14 protein-coding genes are annotated in these 15,963 nt (G+C 71.1%); 12 read left to right on the top strand and 2 right to left on the bottom strand.

The annotated features are described in order from the left end of the window. Window positions 1-135: 135 nt before the first annotated feature. Window positions 136-570, top strand: coding sequence for a hypothetical protein (locus ACFQ4H_RS13220; protein ID WP_377570551.1), 435 nt, complete (start codon window positions 136-138; stop codon window positions 568-570). Here the strand turns inward: ACFQ4H_RS13220 and ACFQ4H_RS13215 are convergent. Beyond that, window positions 534-1,838 (bottom strand): DUF389 domain-containing protein, encoded by a 1,305-nt coding sequence (locus tag ACFQ4H_RS13215; protein WP_377570550.1) that lies wholly within the window; start codon window positions 1,836-1,838, stop codon window positions 534-536. The two genes, ACFQ4H_RS13220 and ACFQ4H_RS13215, sit on opposite strands and share 37 nt — an antisense overlap. After that, on the bottom strand, window positions 1,805-2,728 hold the full coding sequence (locus tag ACFQ4H_RS13210) for a polysaccharide deacetylase family protein (RefSeq protein WP_377570548.1): 924 nt from the start codon (window positions 2,726-2,728) through the stop codon (window positions 1,805-1,807). The genes ACFQ4H_RS13215 and ACFQ4H_RS13210 overlap by 34 nt, the downstream gene beginning before the upstream one ends. 159 nt (window positions 2,729-2,887) lie before the next feature. Here ACFQ4H_RS13210 and ACFQ4H_RS13205 point away from each other — a divergent pair, with 159 nt between their 5' ends. From ACFQ4H_RS13205 to ACFQ4H_RS13155, 11 genes are all read left to right on the top strand, one after another. Continuing rightward, complete coding sequence (locus tag ACFQ4H_RS13205; protein ID WP_377570545.1) at window positions 2,888-3,637, top strand: response regulator transcription factor; 750 nt, start codon at window positions 2,888-2,890, stop codon at window positions 3,635-3,637. After that, window positions 3,634-5,265, top strand: coding sequence for a sensor histidine kinase (locus tag ACFQ4H_RS13200; protein WP_377570543.1), 1,632 nt, complete (start codon window positions 3,634-3,636; stop codon window positions 5,263-5,265). Before ACFQ4H_RS13205 ends, ACFQ4H_RS13200 begins: the two co-directional genes overlap by 4 nt. Window positions 5,266-5,437: 172 nt before the next feature. Further along, window positions 5,438-6,571 carry a DegT/DnrJ/EryC1/StrS family aminotransferase gene (locus tag ACFQ4H_RS13195; protein ID WP_377570542.1) on the top strand — a complete coding sequence of 378 codons (1,134 nt, stop codon included), beginning with the start codon at window positions 5,438-5,440 and terminating at the stop codon, window positions 6,569-6,571. After that, window positions 6,568-7,263, top strand: a complete 696-nt coding sequence (locus ACFQ4H_RS13190; protein ID WP_377570541.1) for a sugar transferase — start codon at window positions 6,568-6,570, stop codon at window positions 7,261-7,263. Before ACFQ4H_RS13195 ends, ACFQ4H_RS13190 begins: the two co-directional genes overlap by 4 nt. Continuing rightward, window positions 7,260-7,907 (top strand): acetyltransferase, encoded by a 648-nt coding sequence (locus ACFQ4H_RS13185; RefSeq protein ID WP_377570540.1) that lies wholly within the window; start codon window positions 7,260-7,262, stop codon window positions 7,905-7,907. Before ACFQ4H_RS13190 ends, ACFQ4H_RS13185 begins: the two co-directional genes overlap by 4 nt. Next, a complete protein-coding gene (locus ACFQ4H_RS13180; RefSeq protein ID WP_377570538.1) occupies window positions 7,904-9,319 on the top strand; it encodes a glycosyltransferase in 1,416 nt (471 codons plus the stop codon). The genes ACFQ4H_RS13185 and ACFQ4H_RS13180 overlap by 4 nt, the downstream gene beginning before the upstream one ends. Beyond that, window positions 9,316-10,518, top strand: a complete 1,203-nt coding sequence (locus ACFQ4H_RS13175; RefSeq protein ID WP_377570536.1) for a glycosyltransferase — start codon at window positions 9,316-9,318, stop codon at window positions 10,516-10,518. Before ACFQ4H_RS13180 ends, ACFQ4H_RS13175 begins: the two co-directional genes overlap by 4 nt. Before the next feature lie 67 nt (window positions 10,519-10,585). Then, window positions 10,586-11,791 (top strand): glycosyltransferase family 4 protein, encoded by a 1,206-nt coding sequence (locus ACFQ4H_RS13170; protein ID WP_377570534.1) that lies wholly within the window; start codon window positions 10,586-10,588, stop codon window positions 11,789-11,791. Further along, window positions 11,788-12,948: a glycosyltransferase gene (locus tag ACFQ4H_RS13165; RefSeq protein ID WP_377570532.1), complete on the top strand. Its 1,161-nt coding sequence runs from the start codon at window positions 11,788-11,790 to the stop codon at window positions 12,946-12,948. The genes ACFQ4H_RS13170 and ACFQ4H_RS13165 overlap by 4 nt, the downstream gene beginning before the upstream one ends. After that, on the top strand, window positions 12,945-14,228 hold the full coding sequence (locus tag ACFQ4H_RS13160; RefSeq protein WP_377570530.1) for a lipopolysaccharide biosynthesis protein: 1,284 nt from the start codon (window positions 12,945-12,947) through the stop codon (window positions 14,226-14,228). Before ACFQ4H_RS13165 ends, ACFQ4H_RS13160 begins: the two co-directional genes overlap by 4 nt. A gap of 34 nt (window positions 14,229-14,262) precedes the next feature. Next, on the top strand, window positions 14,263-15,831 hold the full coding sequence (locus tag ACFQ4H_RS13155) for a hypothetical protein (protein WP_377570528.1): 1,569 nt from the start codon (window positions 14,263-14,265) through the stop codon (window positions 15,829-15,831). Window positions 15,832-15,963: the final 132 nt, after the last annotated feature.

Raw genomic sequence — 15,963 nt, 5'->3', positions numbered from 1 at the left:
GGCGGTCAGCCGAGGCAGGGCCGGAGCAGCTCCGGCGGGGCACCCGGCGGCGCGATGGCCGACGCACTGCGCCGGGCCGGCCTCGACAAGGGCCTCGGCGGGCGATAGCCAATCGGGACGGACTACGGTCAGCGCATGGGTGTCGACGAACGGACGGCCTGGCGGGCAGCACACCGCCAGGCCGTCGAGCTGCGCGCGGCGGCTGAGGAGCGGCGCCGGACGGAGGAGACCGAACGGGCCCGGAAACTCGTCGCCTGGTTCACCCGTGAGGCACAGCAGCGTGGCCTTCGCCCGACCGCCCTGACCGCCGTCGGCTACAACGGTCGCACCAGGTACCAGACCGGTCTGACCGGCTGGTACGTCGATGTCGCCCATTCCCGGGCGATCGACGTGACCGGCGACTACTACCTGTTGACGGTCGACGGTGGGCTACGCGCCCGGCTGCTGGGTGCCACCGTACGGCCCCAGGCACCGAGGCTGATCGTCGGTGAGGGGGGTCGGGACGGGCAGTCGGTGCCGCTGCGTGACCTACTTCAGCGGCGCTTGGACGCGGGTGACGACTGGCCCTGATCCGGCCGACCGGTCCGTTCGCGCACCGGGTCCGGTGAGGGAACCGGGCACTCCTGGACCAGCTCCGGCTGATCGGCCGGGCACCCACCGCCTTCGGGCTGATCGGCCGGGCGCTGCTGCACCAAGCGCTGCTGCACCAAGCGCTGCTGCACCAGGCGCTGCTGCACCAGGCCCGGCTGATCGGCCGGCGGACGACTGCCGGATGCTGCCACCGGTTTCCCCACTCCGGTCGGTGTCCTCCGGTCCCACCACCGAACCGGCGTGACCCGCCGCCACCAGAACCGTTGCACGACCAGGGTCAGTACGCCCGCGACCACGATCGCGCACAGGTTGATCACCAGCTGGATCGCCGAGCCGACGGCCTCATTCAGCACCCCGTAGGCCAACGCCACCGCGACGTTCGCCGCTGCCGGCACCGTGGTGACCGAGATCAGCACACCGACCAGCGGGCCGGCGTTGTTCGAGGTGAGCGACAGCATCCCGGCCACCCCGGCCAGTAGGCCCACCACCCAGGACAACGCGTCCGGCCGCCAGATGAAGTCGGTCAACGGCCGCTCGGCCAGCAGCATCGACCGGTCGATCAGCCCGAAGGCGGTGAGCGCCCACGTGCTGAGCATGGTGGCGACCATCGCGACGAGGAAGCCGACGACCAGCGCCACCACCGACCGGGTGATGACCGCCGACCGGCGGCGGACGACCGCCACACAGAGCGCGGCCAGCGGCCCGAACTCGGGGCCGACCACCATCGCGCCCACGATGAGGATGGGCTGGTCGAGCAGGACGCCGATGCCGGCGATGATGGTGGCCACCGTGATCAGTGACAGGTAGGTCGCGGACAGGCGGGTCTGTTCCCCGGTCTTCTGGGCGATCTCGTCCCAGACCACCGCGTCCGCACCGAGTCCCGGTGTGATCCGGGCGGCCCGGTCCGCCGCCCGGGACAGCGCGATGTCCACGCCGTCGACCGAGATGGAACCGGTCTCGTCGATGTCGAGCGCCCGCAGGGCCCGCAGGACCTCGTCCGCCCCTTCCCGGGCGACGTCGCAGAGCACCACGTCACCGGCGGGCCGGTGGGCGGCACCGGGCAGCACGACGATGTGGGCGACCGCCGGGTTGCCGGTGAGCAGTTCGACCACCGCCGGGCAACGCCCGGTCGGCGCGATGATTCGTAGATGCAGCAACCGTGTGCCCTTCTCGACCGATCGACCCGCACCGCTGCCGGTGACCGGCGAGAACTCTACTGTGGTCCGGCGCTCGGCCGGCGTTCCCACTCCCGTTCCTGATCCGCCTCGGCCAACAGTTCGGAGACCGTCACGAATTCGAATCCCCGGGCCCGCAGCCCTTCGATCATCCGGGCCAGTCCTCGGATGGCGACCAGACGGTCGTCCGGTCCGGTGTCGTGTGCCAGCAGGATGGTGCCGGGGGTACAGCTCTCCACGACGTAGCTGACCAGGCCGGAAGGGTCGGACCGGTAGTCGGATTCGAGCATCTGCCGGTTCCAGAGCACGACGCGGTAGCCGAGTTCGTTCGCGGCCAACAGGCTGCTGCCCGCGATGTGCCCGTACGGCGGCCGGAAGAGTGTCGGCTCCCGCCCCCAGAGCCTCGTCAGCTGCTCGTGTGCCCGGGTCAGCGCCGAACGGCTCTGCCGGTAGTCCAGTTTGGCCAGATCCCGGTGGGCCCAGGTGTGGTTGCCCACCTCGTGGTCGGCGAGTCGGCCGGCCACGAGGTGGCCGTGATCGCGGGCGTTGACCCCGACCATGAAGAACGTGGCCCTGGTCCCGGTGCGGTGCAGGATCGACAGCACCTCGGGCGTCCAGTTCGGCCTGGGACCGTCGTCGAAGGTCAACGCGATCAGTTTCTTCGCCGTGTCCACGCCCCAGATGGTCTGCACCGCCGCCGACCTCGGTGGGGTCCGCCTACCCGCGTGGACGGCCGACGCATGACCGCCGTAGAAGGGCAGTGGTCGGTCCCGGGTCGCGCCGGCGTACGCCTGCTCCGCCCCGAGCGTCAGTCCCGCCCCGAGCAGGGCGGCAGCGGAGCCGCCCAGCAGTTGCCTGCGCGAGGGCAGGCCACCACGTCGACGGGGCACCGGTGGCGCCTGCGGATCGGGCCGCCCCTGCCCGGTCATGGCGGATGCCGCGTTCGTTTCCTGGTCGGACATGCCGACAGGCTAGGAATCGTCCGATCAAGATCCGGTCAAGAAGTCGTCGGCTAGTCGTCCGGGGCAGCGTCGAACAGATCCTCCACCAGGGTTTCATCAGATCTTCACCGGCTCCGCCCCGCCGAATTCCGGCCGGACGGAATCACCGAGGATGAGCGAATGAGCGCACGGATCCTGGTTGCCGAGGACGACCCGAAGCAGGCCAACCTCGTTCGGGTCTATCTGGAACGCGAGGGGCACAGCGTGCTGGTCGTCGGTGACGGGCGGGCGGCCCTCGACCAGTTCCGGGCCCGCCGGCCGGACCTCGTGGTGCTCGACGTGATGATGCCGATCGTCGATGGTCTCGACGTCTGTCGAATCCTCCGTACGGAGTCGGACATCCCGATCCTGTTGCTGACCGCCCGTACCACCGAGGACGACATCCTGCTCGGCCTCGACCTCGGTGCCGACGACTACCTCACCAAGCCGTACAGCCCTCGGGAACTGGCCGCCCGGGTCCGGGCCCTGTTGCGGCGGGCCCGCGTGGTCGGTGCCGACAGCCAGGCCGTGCTGCGGGTGGGCGATCTGGAGGTCGACGCCGGCCGGTTCGAGGTGCGGATCGCCGGCCGGCCGGTCGCGTTGACGGCCAAGGAGTTCGGCATCATCGAGGTGCTCGCCCGGGAGCCCGGGCGGGTCTTCACCCGGGCACAGATCATCGACCTGGCCTTCGGCTTCGACCACTACGTGCTGGAACGCACGGTCGACGCGCACGTGGTGAACCTGCGCCGCAAGATCGAAGACGACGCGACCGAGCCCCGGTACGTGCAGACCGTGTTCGGTCGGGGCTACCGGCTGGCCGACCCGGCGCAGTCTCCCGGGTCGGCCAGCCGTCCCTCGGGGCCGGTCGGCCGTACGGGCGTCGGAAGGTGAGTTTCCGGCTCCGGGTGCTCGGGCTGGTCACGTTGGTCGCGGTGAGCGCGACGGCGGCGACCGCCTGGCTGACCCTGCGACAGGCCACCCGGCAGATCACCGAGTCGGCCTCCGCCGACCGGGCGGAGCTCGACCGCGTCACCGAGCAGGTCGAGGCGTACGGCGTACACCACGGCACCTGGGAGGGGGTCCGGAATCTGGTCATGGAGCTGCACAACCAGACCGGTCAGCGGATCCACCTGGTCTCCGAGTCCGGTGTGGTGCTGGTGGACACCGATGTCGAACGTGGCCGGAGCTCGCGTCCGCTGGGTGGCCTGAGTGCCCCCATCGATCCCCGGCCGCCGCTGGACCTGCCTGCGGGCACGGCCGACCCGACCGGGACCACGATCGAAATGATCAGGAGTTACCGCTCCGGCATCCTGTTCGCGGCCTGCCTGACCCGCTACGGAATCAACGTCACGATCACCGGGCACCGGTTCGGGGTTCCACAGTTCGCCGCCGGCCCGGTCGAGGACATCTGGAGCCAGGAGGCTGCGGTCGAGTGCCGGGACCGGGCCGCGAACGATCCGGTGGTGGCATCCCGCGACAGCCGGCTGACCGCCTGCGGTGCCGAGCCCCAGCACGACCGCCGCCAACTGTGTCTCGCCCGCGCCTTCACCTCGTACGTCAGCGACGTGGCACCCGTTCCGGTGCAGGTCTACGTCGGCCCCCGGGACGACTCGACATCGGTGCTGGCCGCCGCCCCGCTCCTGGCTGCGGCAGCCGGGGTGGCGGCGGTCGCCATCATCGGCACCGCCGTACTCAGTCGTCGGGTGCTGCGCCCGATCGACAAACTCACCACCGCCTCCCGACGGCTCGGACACGGTGACCTCACCAGCCGGGTACCGGTGCAGGGCAACGACGAACTGGCCGAGCTGGCCCGCTCGTTCAACCGGATGGCCGACTCACTGCAACGGGGCGAGGAACGCCAGCGGCGGCTGGTCGCCGACGTCGCGCACGAGCTGCGTACCCCGCTGGCGAACCTGCGCGGCTATCTCGAGGCCCTCAAGGACGGTGTGATCCCGCCGGACCCGGAGCTGTTCTCCTCACTGCACGAGGAGGCGGTGCTGCAACAGCGCATCGTCGACGACCTACAGGACCTGGCCCTGGCCGAGGCGGGCGCCCTGGCCTACCACCGGAGCACCGTCGACCTGGCGGAGCTGCTGGAGACCTGCCGTGTCGCGCACGCCGCGCTCGCCGACTCGGCCGGGGTGGGCCTGACCGTACTGGCCGAGTCGGTCGCCGTGCAGGCCGATCCGGACCGGCTCCGGCAGGTGGTCGGCAACCTGATCACCAATGCGGTACGGGCCACCCCGTCGGGTGGCGGCGTGACACTGCGCGCGAACCGGATCGGAGCACTCGCCGTCGTCCAGGTGGTCGACACGGGTTCGGGTATCGCACCGGAATCGCTGCCACACGTCTTCGACCGGTTCTGGCGGGCCGACTCCGCGCGGGGTAGGCGCACCGGCGGCAGCGGGCTGGGGTTGGCGATCACCCGGCAGATCGTCACCGATCACGGGGGGACCATCGAGGTGACCAGCCAGGTCGGCACCGGCACCACGTTCACCTTCAGCCTGCCGGGCGGTTAGCACCCGCTGCCGCAGCACCGGCTGGTCGGACGACGTAACGTGCCACTCGTCCTGCCTGTCACTACTCATCCTGAGTGTTACTAACATCGCTGAAACGCACGCTTGCCCCGCTGTAGATCTGATACAACCCTTTTGGTCGCTTTACTCGGTTCCAGCGCGGAAGGCCTCGCCGATGACCAATCGGATCTACCTGTCCCCACCAGACATCGGGCCGCTGGAAGAGGCGTACGTCCGCACCGCCCTGCGGTCCGGCTGGGTCGCCCCGGTCGGCCCGGAACTCGACACGTTCGAGCGGGAGATCGCCGCCCGGGTGGGCGTCGAACACGCCGTCGCGGTGGGCTCCGGCACCGCCGCCCTGCACCTCGCCCTGCTCAGCCTCGGCGTCGGCCCGGATCAGGTGGTAGTCGTACCGACGCTGACCTTCGTGGCCACCGCCAACGCGGTCGGCTACACCGGCGCGCGACCGGTCCTCGTGGACGTGGACCCGGCCACCGGAAACATCGACGTCGGCCTGCTGGCCGACCTGCTGCCCCGGCTCCGGGACGCGGGCGAAGAGGTCGCCGCGGTGATGCCGGTGGACATGTTCGGCAGTTGCGCGGACTATGCCACCCTGCTGCCGCTCTGCGAGGCCGCCGGGATCCCGGTGGTAGAGGACTCCGCACAGGCCCTGGGCTCCACCTATCAGGGCCGGGCCGCCGGCTCCTTCGGCCGGATCGCGGCGCTGTCCTTCAACGGCAACAAGATCATCACCACCTCCGGCGGGGGCATGGTGGTCTCCGACGACGCCGCCCTCGTCGACCGGTGTCGGCACCTGTCGACCCAGGCCCGGGAACCGGTGCCGCACTACGAACACATCGACGTCGGCTACAACTACCGGCTGAGCAACGTACTGGCGGCACTCGGTCGGGCACAGCTGCGCCGGCTGGAGGAGATGCTGTCCCGACGGCGGTTCCTGCGGGAGCGGTACGCGAAACTGTTCGCCGCCGTACCCGGAGTCCGGCTGCTGGCCGACGGCGACACCGGATCGAACTGCTGGCTCACCACGATCATCGTCGACCCGGACCTCGCCGGTTGGCGGGCCGACGAGTTGGGTGCCCACCTCGCGAAGCAGAACATCGAGACCCGGCCGAACTGGAAGCCCATGCACCAACAGCCGCTCTTCGCCGGAGTCGAGGCCGTCCTCACCGGCGCGGCGGACCGACTGTTCGCCAACGGACTCACCCTGCCCAGCGGCTCGGCGCTCAACGAGACGCAGATCCACCGGGTCATGGACGCCATCGCCGGATTCCTGGCGGCCGGCCGGTGAGGGCCGGACCGGGCCGGTACGACCGGGTCAAGCGCATCCTGGACGTCGTCGTCGCCGCCCTGGCCCTGGTACTGGCCGCACCGCTGATGGCGGTCGTGGCGCTGGCCGTCGCGGTGGCACACGGACGACCCGTGCTCTTCCGGCAGTACCGGCCCGGCCGGCACGGCCGGCTCTTCGAACTGGTCAAGTTCCGCAGCATGCGGCCGGTGGATCCGGGAGCCGGCGAGGTCGGCGACGACCGCCGCCTCACCCGGTTCGGCACCTGGCTGCGGGCCACCAGCCTGGACGAACTGCCGACCCTGTGGAACGTGCTGCGCGGCGACATGAGTCTGGTCGGGCCGCGCCCGCTGCTGAGCCGGTACCTGGACCGGTACACCCCGACACAGGCCCGCCGGCACGAGGTGCGCCCGGGCATCACCGGGCTGGCCCAGGTACGGGGTCGCAACCTGCTGACCTGGGACGAGAAGTTCGCCCACGACGTGTGGTACGTCGACAACCGCAGCCTCGCCCTGGATCTGCGGATCCTCTGCGCGACGGTGTGGACCGTACTGCGTCGCGACGGCATCGCGGCACCGGGCAGCCCGACCGCGCACGAGTTCACCGGAAACGCCGGGACGCCCGCCCGTACGCCGGCGATGGCCGGCCGGACCGGCGGCGAGCCGGGCCGGATCGCGGACGGGGTGGTCCGATGAGCCGGGAAATCGTGATCGTCGGCTGCGGCGGACACGGCCGGGAGATGTTCGACATCATCCGCGCCATCAACGGGGCGGCTCCGGGCGAACCACGCTGGCGGGTGCTCGGCTTCGTGGACGACCGCCCCTCGGAGATCAACCTCAAGCGCGTGCAACGCCTCGACGCGACGTACCTCGGGCCACTGCACCGGCTCCGGGACGTGGGGCGGGACACCCACGTCGTGCTGGGCCTCGGCGACCCCCGGGTCCGTCGTACCGTCGCCCAGCGGGTAGGGACGTACGGCCTTCCGGCGGCGAGTCTGGTGCACCCGGACGCGACCCTCGGTCCGGACCTCGTCAGTGGTGCGGGCCTGGTGGCCTTCGCCGGGGTACGGGTGACCACGAACGTGACCCTCGGCCAGCACGTCCACCTGAACCAGAACGCAACCGTGGCGCACGACTGTGTGGTGGCCGACCACGTGTCCGTCAACCCGCTGGCCGCGCTCTCCGGCGACTGCCAGGTGGAGACCGGGGTGCTGATCGGCGCGACCGCCGTGGTGTTGCAGGGCCTGCGGGTCGGCGCGGAGTCGACCGTCGGCGCCGGTGCCTGCGTCGTGCGGGACGTACCCGCCGCGACCGTCGTGAAAGGGGTGCCGGCCAGATGACCGACGACCAGGAACCGACGACCGGCCCACGGCGCCTGCGGGTGGCCGTGCTGTTGAAGACCAACGACGGTGGCCGGTGGATCCTGCCGCAGATCACCGAGTTGCGTGGCCGCGGCCACCGGGTCGTCGTCGTACTCCCGCCCGGTGCAGGCCGGCTCACCACCGAACTCGGCGCCCGGGGCGTCGAGGTGGTCGAGTCCCCGTTCGACTTCCGACTCAGACCGACCATCGGCACGCTGCGCGGCCTGTGGCGGCTGCGCGGCCTGATCCGCCGGCTCCGCCCGGACGTGCTCAACTACCACCTGTACGCCTCGGCGCTGGCCGCCCGGATCAGCACGGTCGGCCTCCCACTGCGTCGCGTGCACATGGTCGCCGGCCCTCTCTACCTCGAATCCCCCGTGATCCGTCCGGTCGAACGCCACCTGTGGCGGCTGGACCACGTCACCATCTGCGGCACCGACTACACGGCCCGGCTCTACGGCGAGCTCGGCTGCCCGCCAGCCCGCCGGCCGGTGGCCACCTGCGGGGTCGACACCGACCATTTCCATCCCGCCCGGCCCCTGACCAGCGCCTCGGCTAACCCGCAAGCGGTCGGGACCGGGACTGATCCGCAACCGGTCGGGATCGGGACTGATCCGCAACCGGTCGGGATCGGGACTGATCCGCAACCGGTCGGGATCGGGATCGGTCAGGCGGCCGGTGCCGGGCCCCATCCTCCGCGCCCGACCGCACCCCGGTCCGTTCCGGTACCGCGTACCTTCCGAGCCAGCGAACTGAAGGCCAAGGCCCGTGCCGAACTGGGCATCCCGCAGGACGCGTTCGTGGTCATCATGGTGGCGTACGTGTATCCGCCGAAACGCCTGGCGTACCAGGGGCAGGGCATCAAGGGACACGACGTACTACTGACCGCCTGGCGGTCCTTCCGGGCCCGGCGGCCCCGGGCCCACCTGCTGCTGGTCGGCGGCGGATGGACCCCGGCCGGGGTCACGCACCGCCAGGAGCTGATCCGACGGTTCGCCGTCCCGACGAATCCGAGCGTGACCTGGGTGGAATCGGTGGGCGACGTACGCCCCTGCTACCAGGCCGCCGACCTGAGCGTCAGCCCGTCGCTGTCCGAGGGACACGGCGCCGCCGTCGAGGCGGGTGCCATGGGGGTGCCCAGCATCGTCAGCGATGCCGGTGGACTGCCGGAAACCGTCGACGACACCTGCGGCTGGGTGGTCCCCCGGGGCGACGCGACCGCCCTGGACCTCACCCTCGACGCCGCGTACCGGGAGTTCGAGGCGGGGACCCTGGCCACTCGCGGCGACCGGGCCCGCCATCGAATGGTGTCGCTCTTCGACAACCGGGTGGCCGCCCAACGGGTGGCCGACACCATCGAGCACATCGCCGGAGAGGCGGTACGACGATGAGAGTGGTGGTGACGGCGGAGAACCGCTTCACCCGTACCCCGGACGGGGCGGTCTGGACGGTGACCGGTCCGGCCTACCAGTTCTGGACCCGCTACCTGTCGACCTTCGACAGGGTGCGACTGGTCGCCCGGGTGCTGGACGTACCCACCCCGGGCGAGGGTGCCAGCCGGGTCGACGGTCTGGACGTCGAGGTGTGGCCGGTGCCCCACTACGTGGGACCCCGGCAGTTCCTGCGGCAGCGGGCGGCGGTCGAACGGACCGTGGTCGCCGCAGCGGGCACCGCCGACGCGGTCATCCTGCGCGTACCGTCGCCGATCGGGACGTTCCTGGCCCAGACCCGGGACCGGCTCGGGCTGTCGTACGGGCTGGAGGTGGTCGGTGACCCGTACGACGTGTTCGCCCCGGACGTCGTGCAGCATCCGCTGCGCCCGGTGCTGCGGCACTGGTCGACCATGAAGCTACGTCAGCAGTGCCGCTCGGCCAGCGCCGTCGCCTACGTGACGGAAAGATCGCTCCAGGTCCGCTATCCGGCCACTCCGGGAACCCCCACCGTCAACTGCTCGAGCATCGACCTGACATCGGCCGCCTTCCGGCCCCGGCCGCGTACCACGGATCGGTTCAGCCGATCCGGCAGGCTCGTCTCGATCGGGTCCCTGGACCAGGTGTACAGGGGCGTCGACACGCTGCTGGAGGCGCTGGCCTGGTTGGTCTCGGCCGGTCTGCCGGTACACCTGACGCACATCGGAGACGGCCGCTTCCGTGGGCATCTGGAGCAGATGACCGCCAGTCTCGGCCTCACCGACCGGGTGGCCTTCCTCGGTGCGCTACCCAGTGGCGAACCGGTACGTCGACAACTCGACGCGGCCGACCTGTTCGTCATGCCCTCCCGCACCGAAGGACTCCCCCGCGCCCTCATCGAAGCCATGGCCCGCGCCCTACCCGCCATCGCCACCACCGCCGGCGGCATCCCCGAACTACTCCCCGCCACCGACCTCGTACCCCCCGACGACCCCGCCGCACTCGCCATCGCCATCCACCAGATGCTCACCGACCCCATCCGCATGACCACCACCTCCCAACGCAACCTCCACCGCGCCCACGACTTCTCCACCCACACCCTCACCCCCCGCCGAGACACCTTCTACCGAGCGGTACGCGACGCCACCGAACACCGGCAGCCAGTGCGGAGCACCCGGTGACCGGGTACCGGCCGACGGGCACCACGGCGGCCACGCACGCCGTACCGACCGTTGCGGGAGGCTCCCGGTGCGGGTAGTGGTCACCGTGGAGTCGCGGTACACGCGTACCCCGGACGGACAGGTGTGGACCTCGGCGGGACCGGACTACTCCGGCTGGACCCGCTACCTGGCCCACTTCGACCGGGTACGGATCGCCGCCCGGGTCCTGGATGTCGCGACGGCACCGGTGGGCGCCGTCCGGGTGGACGGCCCCGGCGTCGAGGTGTGGCCGGTGCCGTACTACCACGGACCACGCGAGTACCTGCTCCGTACGCTGGCCGTCCGCCGGGCCATGGCTGCCTCGACGGACGACGGGGACGCCGTCATCCTGCGGGTGCCGTCGGTTCTCGGCACCCTGCTGGCCAACCGGCTGGACCGGCTGCGCCGCCCGTACGCCGTCGAGGTGATCGGCGACCCGTACGACGTGTTCGCCCCGGGCGTCGTGCAGCATCCGCTACGCCCGGTGCTGCGGCACTGGTTCACGTCCCGGCTACGACGTCAGTGCCGGGCCGCGATCGCGGTCGGGTACGAGACGGAACGACACCTCCAGGCCCGGTACCCGGCCAGTGTCTCCGCACCGACCGCAGGGGTGTCCTGTGTGGAACTTCCGCCCGCCGCGTACGTGCCGCAGCCGCGTACCGTCGAACGGGCCCGGGGCGCGCGCACCATCATCTCGGTCGGCTCCCTCGACCAGTTGTACAAAGGGGTGGACACGCTCCTGGCGGCCCTGGCCCAACTGGCCGGCACCGGATCGCCGGTCCGGGCCGTACACGTGGGCGTCGGTCGTTTCCGTGGGCATCTGGAGCAGATGACCGCCAGTCTCGGCCTCACCGACCGGGTGACCTTCCTCGGCTGGCTGCCCTCGGCCGACGCGCTACGCGCCCAACTCGACGCGGCCGACCTGTTCGTCATGCCCTCCCGCACCGAAGGACTCCCCCGCGCCCTCATCGAAGCCATGGCCCGCGCCCTACCCGCCATCGCCACCACCGCCGGCGGCATCCCCGAACTACTCCCCGCCACCGACCTCGTACCCCCCGACGACCCCGCCGCACTCGCCATCGCCATCCACCAGATGCTCACCGACCCCATCCGCATGACCACCACCTCCCAACGCAACCTCCACCGCGCCCACGACTTCTCCACCCACACCCTCACCCCCCGCCGAGACACCTTCTACCGAGCGGTACGCGACGCCACCGAACACCGGCAGCCAGTGAGGAGCCAGGTCCCTTGAGTACGGGAACGAAGACGAGACCGGCGCGGACGAACCCGCGTTCCAGGCAGCGCCCGGTACGCGTCGTACACGTCATCGGCAGCCTGGACCGGGGCGGGGCCGAGACGGTCTCCCTCGACATCTGCCGGGCGGTACCGGCGGCCGAGGTCGAGCAGACCTTCCTCACACTGGCCGGCCGGGAGGGCAGCCTGGCTGCGGAGTTCCGGGCCGCCGGAGCGTTGATCCGCCAGTGTCCGCTGGCCCCGGCCCACTCGTTCGCGCCCCGACTGTGGCGACAACTGTGGGCCCTCCGCCCCGACGTCGTCGTCTCCCACATCAGTCTGGCCAGCGCCGTGGTCCTGCTGGTCGCCAAGCTCGCCGGGGTACGGGTCCGGGTGGCCCGGATGCAGAGCGCCGGCGACGGCCGGCGGGACACCCGGGCCCGGCGGGCCCGACGCTGGCTGCTGCGGCGCCTGCTCCGCCACGTCGCAACCGACGTGCTGGGGGTGACCGAGGCGGCGCTCGACTTCACCGACCCGCCCGACGAAGATGCCCGCTACCGCGTGCTCTACAACAGCGTCGCCATCGACCGGGTCATCGGTTGGGACCGGGAGACCGCCCGGCGGCACTGGAAGATTCCGGCGGATGCGCACGTCATCGCGCACATCGGCCGAGCGGCGCCGGAAAAGAACCGGCCGTTCCTGATCGAGGTGCACGACGCGGTCCGCGAACTCTGGCCGGACACCATCCTGCTGGCCGTCGGCCCGGGCGGAACCGACGATCTGACGGCCGCACGTCCGTCGATCGTGGACGATCCGCTGGTGCTGCTGCCCGGCGAGGCCGACGAGATCGCCTCCGTGCTGGCCGCCGCCGATGTGCTGTTGCTGCCCTCCCGGTGGGAGGGACTGCCCGGCGTGATCCTGGAGGCCCTGGCCACCGGTCTGCCGGTCGTCGCCACCGACCTGCCGTGCCTGCGGGAGGTCTCCTCCCGGGTGCGGGGCCTCACCCTGCTGTCCCTGTCGCAGGGGCCACTGTGCTGGGCGGACACCGCGATGGGGCAGGCCCAGGCGAGTGCCGCCCGACGGCAGGAGATCCGGCAGAGTCTCCGATCCTCGCCGTTCCTGGTCGAGCACGCCGTACGGCAGTGGCGGGCACTCTGGCGAGTTGGTACCCGGTGACGTCAGGCCGGCGGTCCGCCCTGGCCTTCCTGACCGGCAACAGCCTCGCCCAGTCGGCCAGCTACGCGTTGAGCGCCATGTTGGCCGCCAGCCTGCTCGGGCCGCACGGCCGCGGCCTGATGGTGCTGGGGATCTCCATCGCCGGCGTCACCCCGCTGCTGGCCGGAATGGGCACCGGATCGGAGCTGCGTTCCCGGCTACCCGGCACGGCCGACGAGACGGCCCGTAGGCGGCTGCTGGCGTCGTACACCTGGTGGTCGATGCTGGCGGTGGGCGTGGCCGGCGGGCTCGCCGTGCTCGTCTCGGCCGGGTCGGCGTCGCTGATCGACCCGGGGCTCGGCGAGCCCCGCTTCCTGGTGGCCGTGCTGGTCGTGACAGCTGGATACACCGCGCTGACCCAGTTCCCCGACGCGTGGTACGCCGCCGGGCTGTTCCAGGCCGGCAGTGGGTGGGCGGCGGCGGTCGCCACCGGTGGCCTGCTCGGCATGCTCGTCGGTGCGCTGCTCGACCGCAGCGCCTGGATGCTGCTGCTGGCCCAGGGCACCGGTATGGTCCTGGTCGCCGCCGCCCAGGCGACCCGACTACGTGCAGCCGGTCTGCTGCCGGTACGTGGTCCCGGCCGGGAGGAACTCTCCCGGCTGCTCCGGGCCGGGGTCCGGGCGCTGGGCCTCACCATGGGACTGGCCCTGACCCTGCGGGCGGACCGGTACCTGCTCGGTACGGTTGCCGGCGCGGCCACGGTCGGCGTGTACTCCCTGGCCGCCACCCTGAGCGAGGCCCCCCGGGTGATACCCACCGCGCTCGGTCAGCTCGTCAACCGGGACGTCGCCCTCGGTACGGACCTCGCCCGGATCGTCCGGTCCCGGCAGTTGGCGGTGCTGACGGCAACGGCGATGAGCGCACTGGTGGCTGCCACCGGCTGGCTGCTGATCGTGCCGGTGTTCGGTGCCGAGTTCGCCGAGGCGCGACCGCTGTTGCTGGTGCTGCTGGCCGCAGAGATCGTCTTCGCGCCGTACGCGGTAGCCAGCCGTGGTCTGCTCGGTGGCGGCTGGATGGGCACCGCGGGAGCGCTCGGTCTACTGGGCAGCGTCGCCGCAGCCGCGAGCTACGCCCTGGCCATCCCCATGTGGGGAGCGTACGGCGCAGCCCTGGCATCGGTGACGGTGTACGGCGGACTCTCGGTCGCCTCGTGGGTGCTGCTCCGGCAACGGCTGACGCGGGCCACCGCCCAGGCCACCCCGGACGAAGCGGAACGGACGGTCGTCACCCCCGTCCCGTAGTGCCCCGGTCGCCGTCTAGAGAAGGAAGGTCATTGTGGCGACGTTTGAAGTGATGAACCGGGTCGTCAGACCTCTCCGGAGCGAGGGCCGGCAAACCGGGTCCGACGACCGGGATACGGCTTCCACACCGGACGCCCTCAGCTGGATCCTGTCGGGTTTCCTGGTGCTGTCGACCAGCGGAACGCTCGCGCTCTTCGACTCGCGGCTCATCCACTGGTTCCTCATCCCGGTGACGATCTGCGGTGTCCTGATCACGGTGGACGCGGTCGAGTGGCTCCGCCGCCGCACGGACATCTTCGACCCGAAGTCGATGCTCGGGCTGCTGGGTGTGCACTTCTTCTACACCGCGCCCATCCTCAACGTCATGCTCGACGCCTGGCCCCGCTACCTCGCCACGTCATCGGACTGGCGGCGGGCGCTCGGCATCATGGCGCTGCTGAACGTCGTCGGCCTCGGCATCTACCGGCTCTTCCTGGATTCCCGACCAGGCGCGCGCAGGCATCTGCTGCGGCATCGGCGGGAACTGGCCGAGCGGCGGTTCATCAGGATCGGGATGCTGGCCACCGGCATCGGTGTGCTGGCCTTCCTGCTGGAGTTCGTCATGTTCGGCGGCCTCTCCGGATTCATCTCGGTGATGACCGGAGACCGCAGTGCCCTGGCGGGGATGGGCTGGCTGCTGATCGCTGCGGAGACGTTCCCGTTGATGGCCTTCATGGTCGCCGTCGTACGGTGGCGGGACCGGCTGGCCCAGCGGAAGTCGTACGCCCTGCTCCTGCTGCTGGCCCTGGCCATCGCCCAGTTCTTCGTGGGCGGGCTCCGGGGCAGCCGGACCAACACGATGTGGCCCGTGCTGCTCGGGCTGATCCTCGTCCACCTCATGCTCTTCCGGATCTCCCGGAAGTCGCTGGTGGTCTGTCTGCTGGTGTTCGGGGTGTTCACCTATCTCTACGGCCTCTACAAGAGCGCCGGACTGGAGGTGCTGGACATCGCCCGGGGCACCCGTACGATCGAGCAGATCTCCACCGAGACCGGTCGTGACCTGCCCACGCTGCTACTCCAGGACATCGGCCGAGCCGACATCCAGGCGCTGGTGCTCGAACGGCAGAGCCAGGGCTACGGGGAACTCGGCTACGGAGTCACCTACGTCGGCGGCGCATCGGTCCTCGTGCCCCGGGTGCTCCTGCCGGAGCGCCCCAGCGACAAGGTCTCCATCGGCACCGACCTGACCGTCGGGGCGGGGGCGTACGACTCCGGACTGCGGTCGGCGGTCGTCTACGGAATGGCCGGCGAGGCCACGCTCAACTTCGGTCCGGCCGGGGCGGTGGCCTCGTTCGTCCTGCTCGGCTGGCTCATCCGGCTCTTCCGGCGGCAGTACGTACGAGCCAGCAGCGGGTCGGCACTGGCCCCGAAGCTGATCGCTCCGATGGTCTGTCTGACCGCCGTCATCGCACCCAGCGGCGACTTCGACAACCACCTGTGGTACCTGCTGAAGTTCGTGCTGCCCTACGTGGCGGTCGTACTGCTGGCAAGCTCCACGTGGCCCACATGGACCATGGGCAGGTCGCGCCGGCCAGTGGCCGGACGGCACCGCCCCGGGCGCTGACTGGCGCGGCACCTGCCGTCGAGGGTGGCGGGCGGACGGACGGGTGCCGCGGGCGAACGGGCGCCTCGCGCTGACGACCGGCGGGGCTCCACGGGATCGTGTGGGAAAGTAAACCCCTTTGCGGAAAGCACC

The organism is Micromonospora sonneratiae (assembly GCF_042679305.1).
Classification (GTDB): domain Bacteria; phylum Actinomycetota; class Actinomycetes; order Mycobacteriales; family Micromonosporaceae; genus Micromonospora_H; species Micromonospora_H sonneratiae.
This window is presented reverse-complemented; position numbering and strand designations above follow the sequence as displayed.

Coding starts and splice junctions, on each gene's coding strand:
- ACFQ4H_RS13220 (WP_377570551.1), top strand. CDS start 136: ATGGGTGTCGACGAACGGACGGCCTGGCGGGCAGCACACCGCCAGGCC.
- ACFQ4H_RS13205 (WP_377570545.1), top strand. CDS start 2,888: ATGAGCGCACGGATCCTGGTTGCCGAGGACGACCCGAAGCAGGCCAAC.
- ACFQ4H_RS13175 (WP_377570536.1), top strand. CDS start 9,316: ATGAGAGTGGTGGTGACGGCGGAGAACCGCTTCACCCGTACCCCGGAC.
- ACFQ4H_RS13185 (WP_377570540.1), top strand. CDS start 7,260: ATGAGCCGGGAAATCGTGATCGTCGGCTGCGGCGGACACGGCCGGGAG.
- ACFQ4H_RS13210 (WP_377570548.1), bottom strand. CDS start 2,728: ATGTCCGACCAGGAAACGAACGCGGCATCCGCCATGACCGGGCAGGGG.
- ACFQ4H_RS13195 (WP_377570542.1), top strand. CDS start 5,438: ATGACCAATCGGATCTACCTGTCCCCACCAGACATCGGGCCGCTGGAA.
- ACFQ4H_RS13180 (WP_377570538.1), top strand. CDS start 7,904: ATGACCGACGACCAGGAACCGACGACCGGCCCACGGCGCCTGCGGGTG.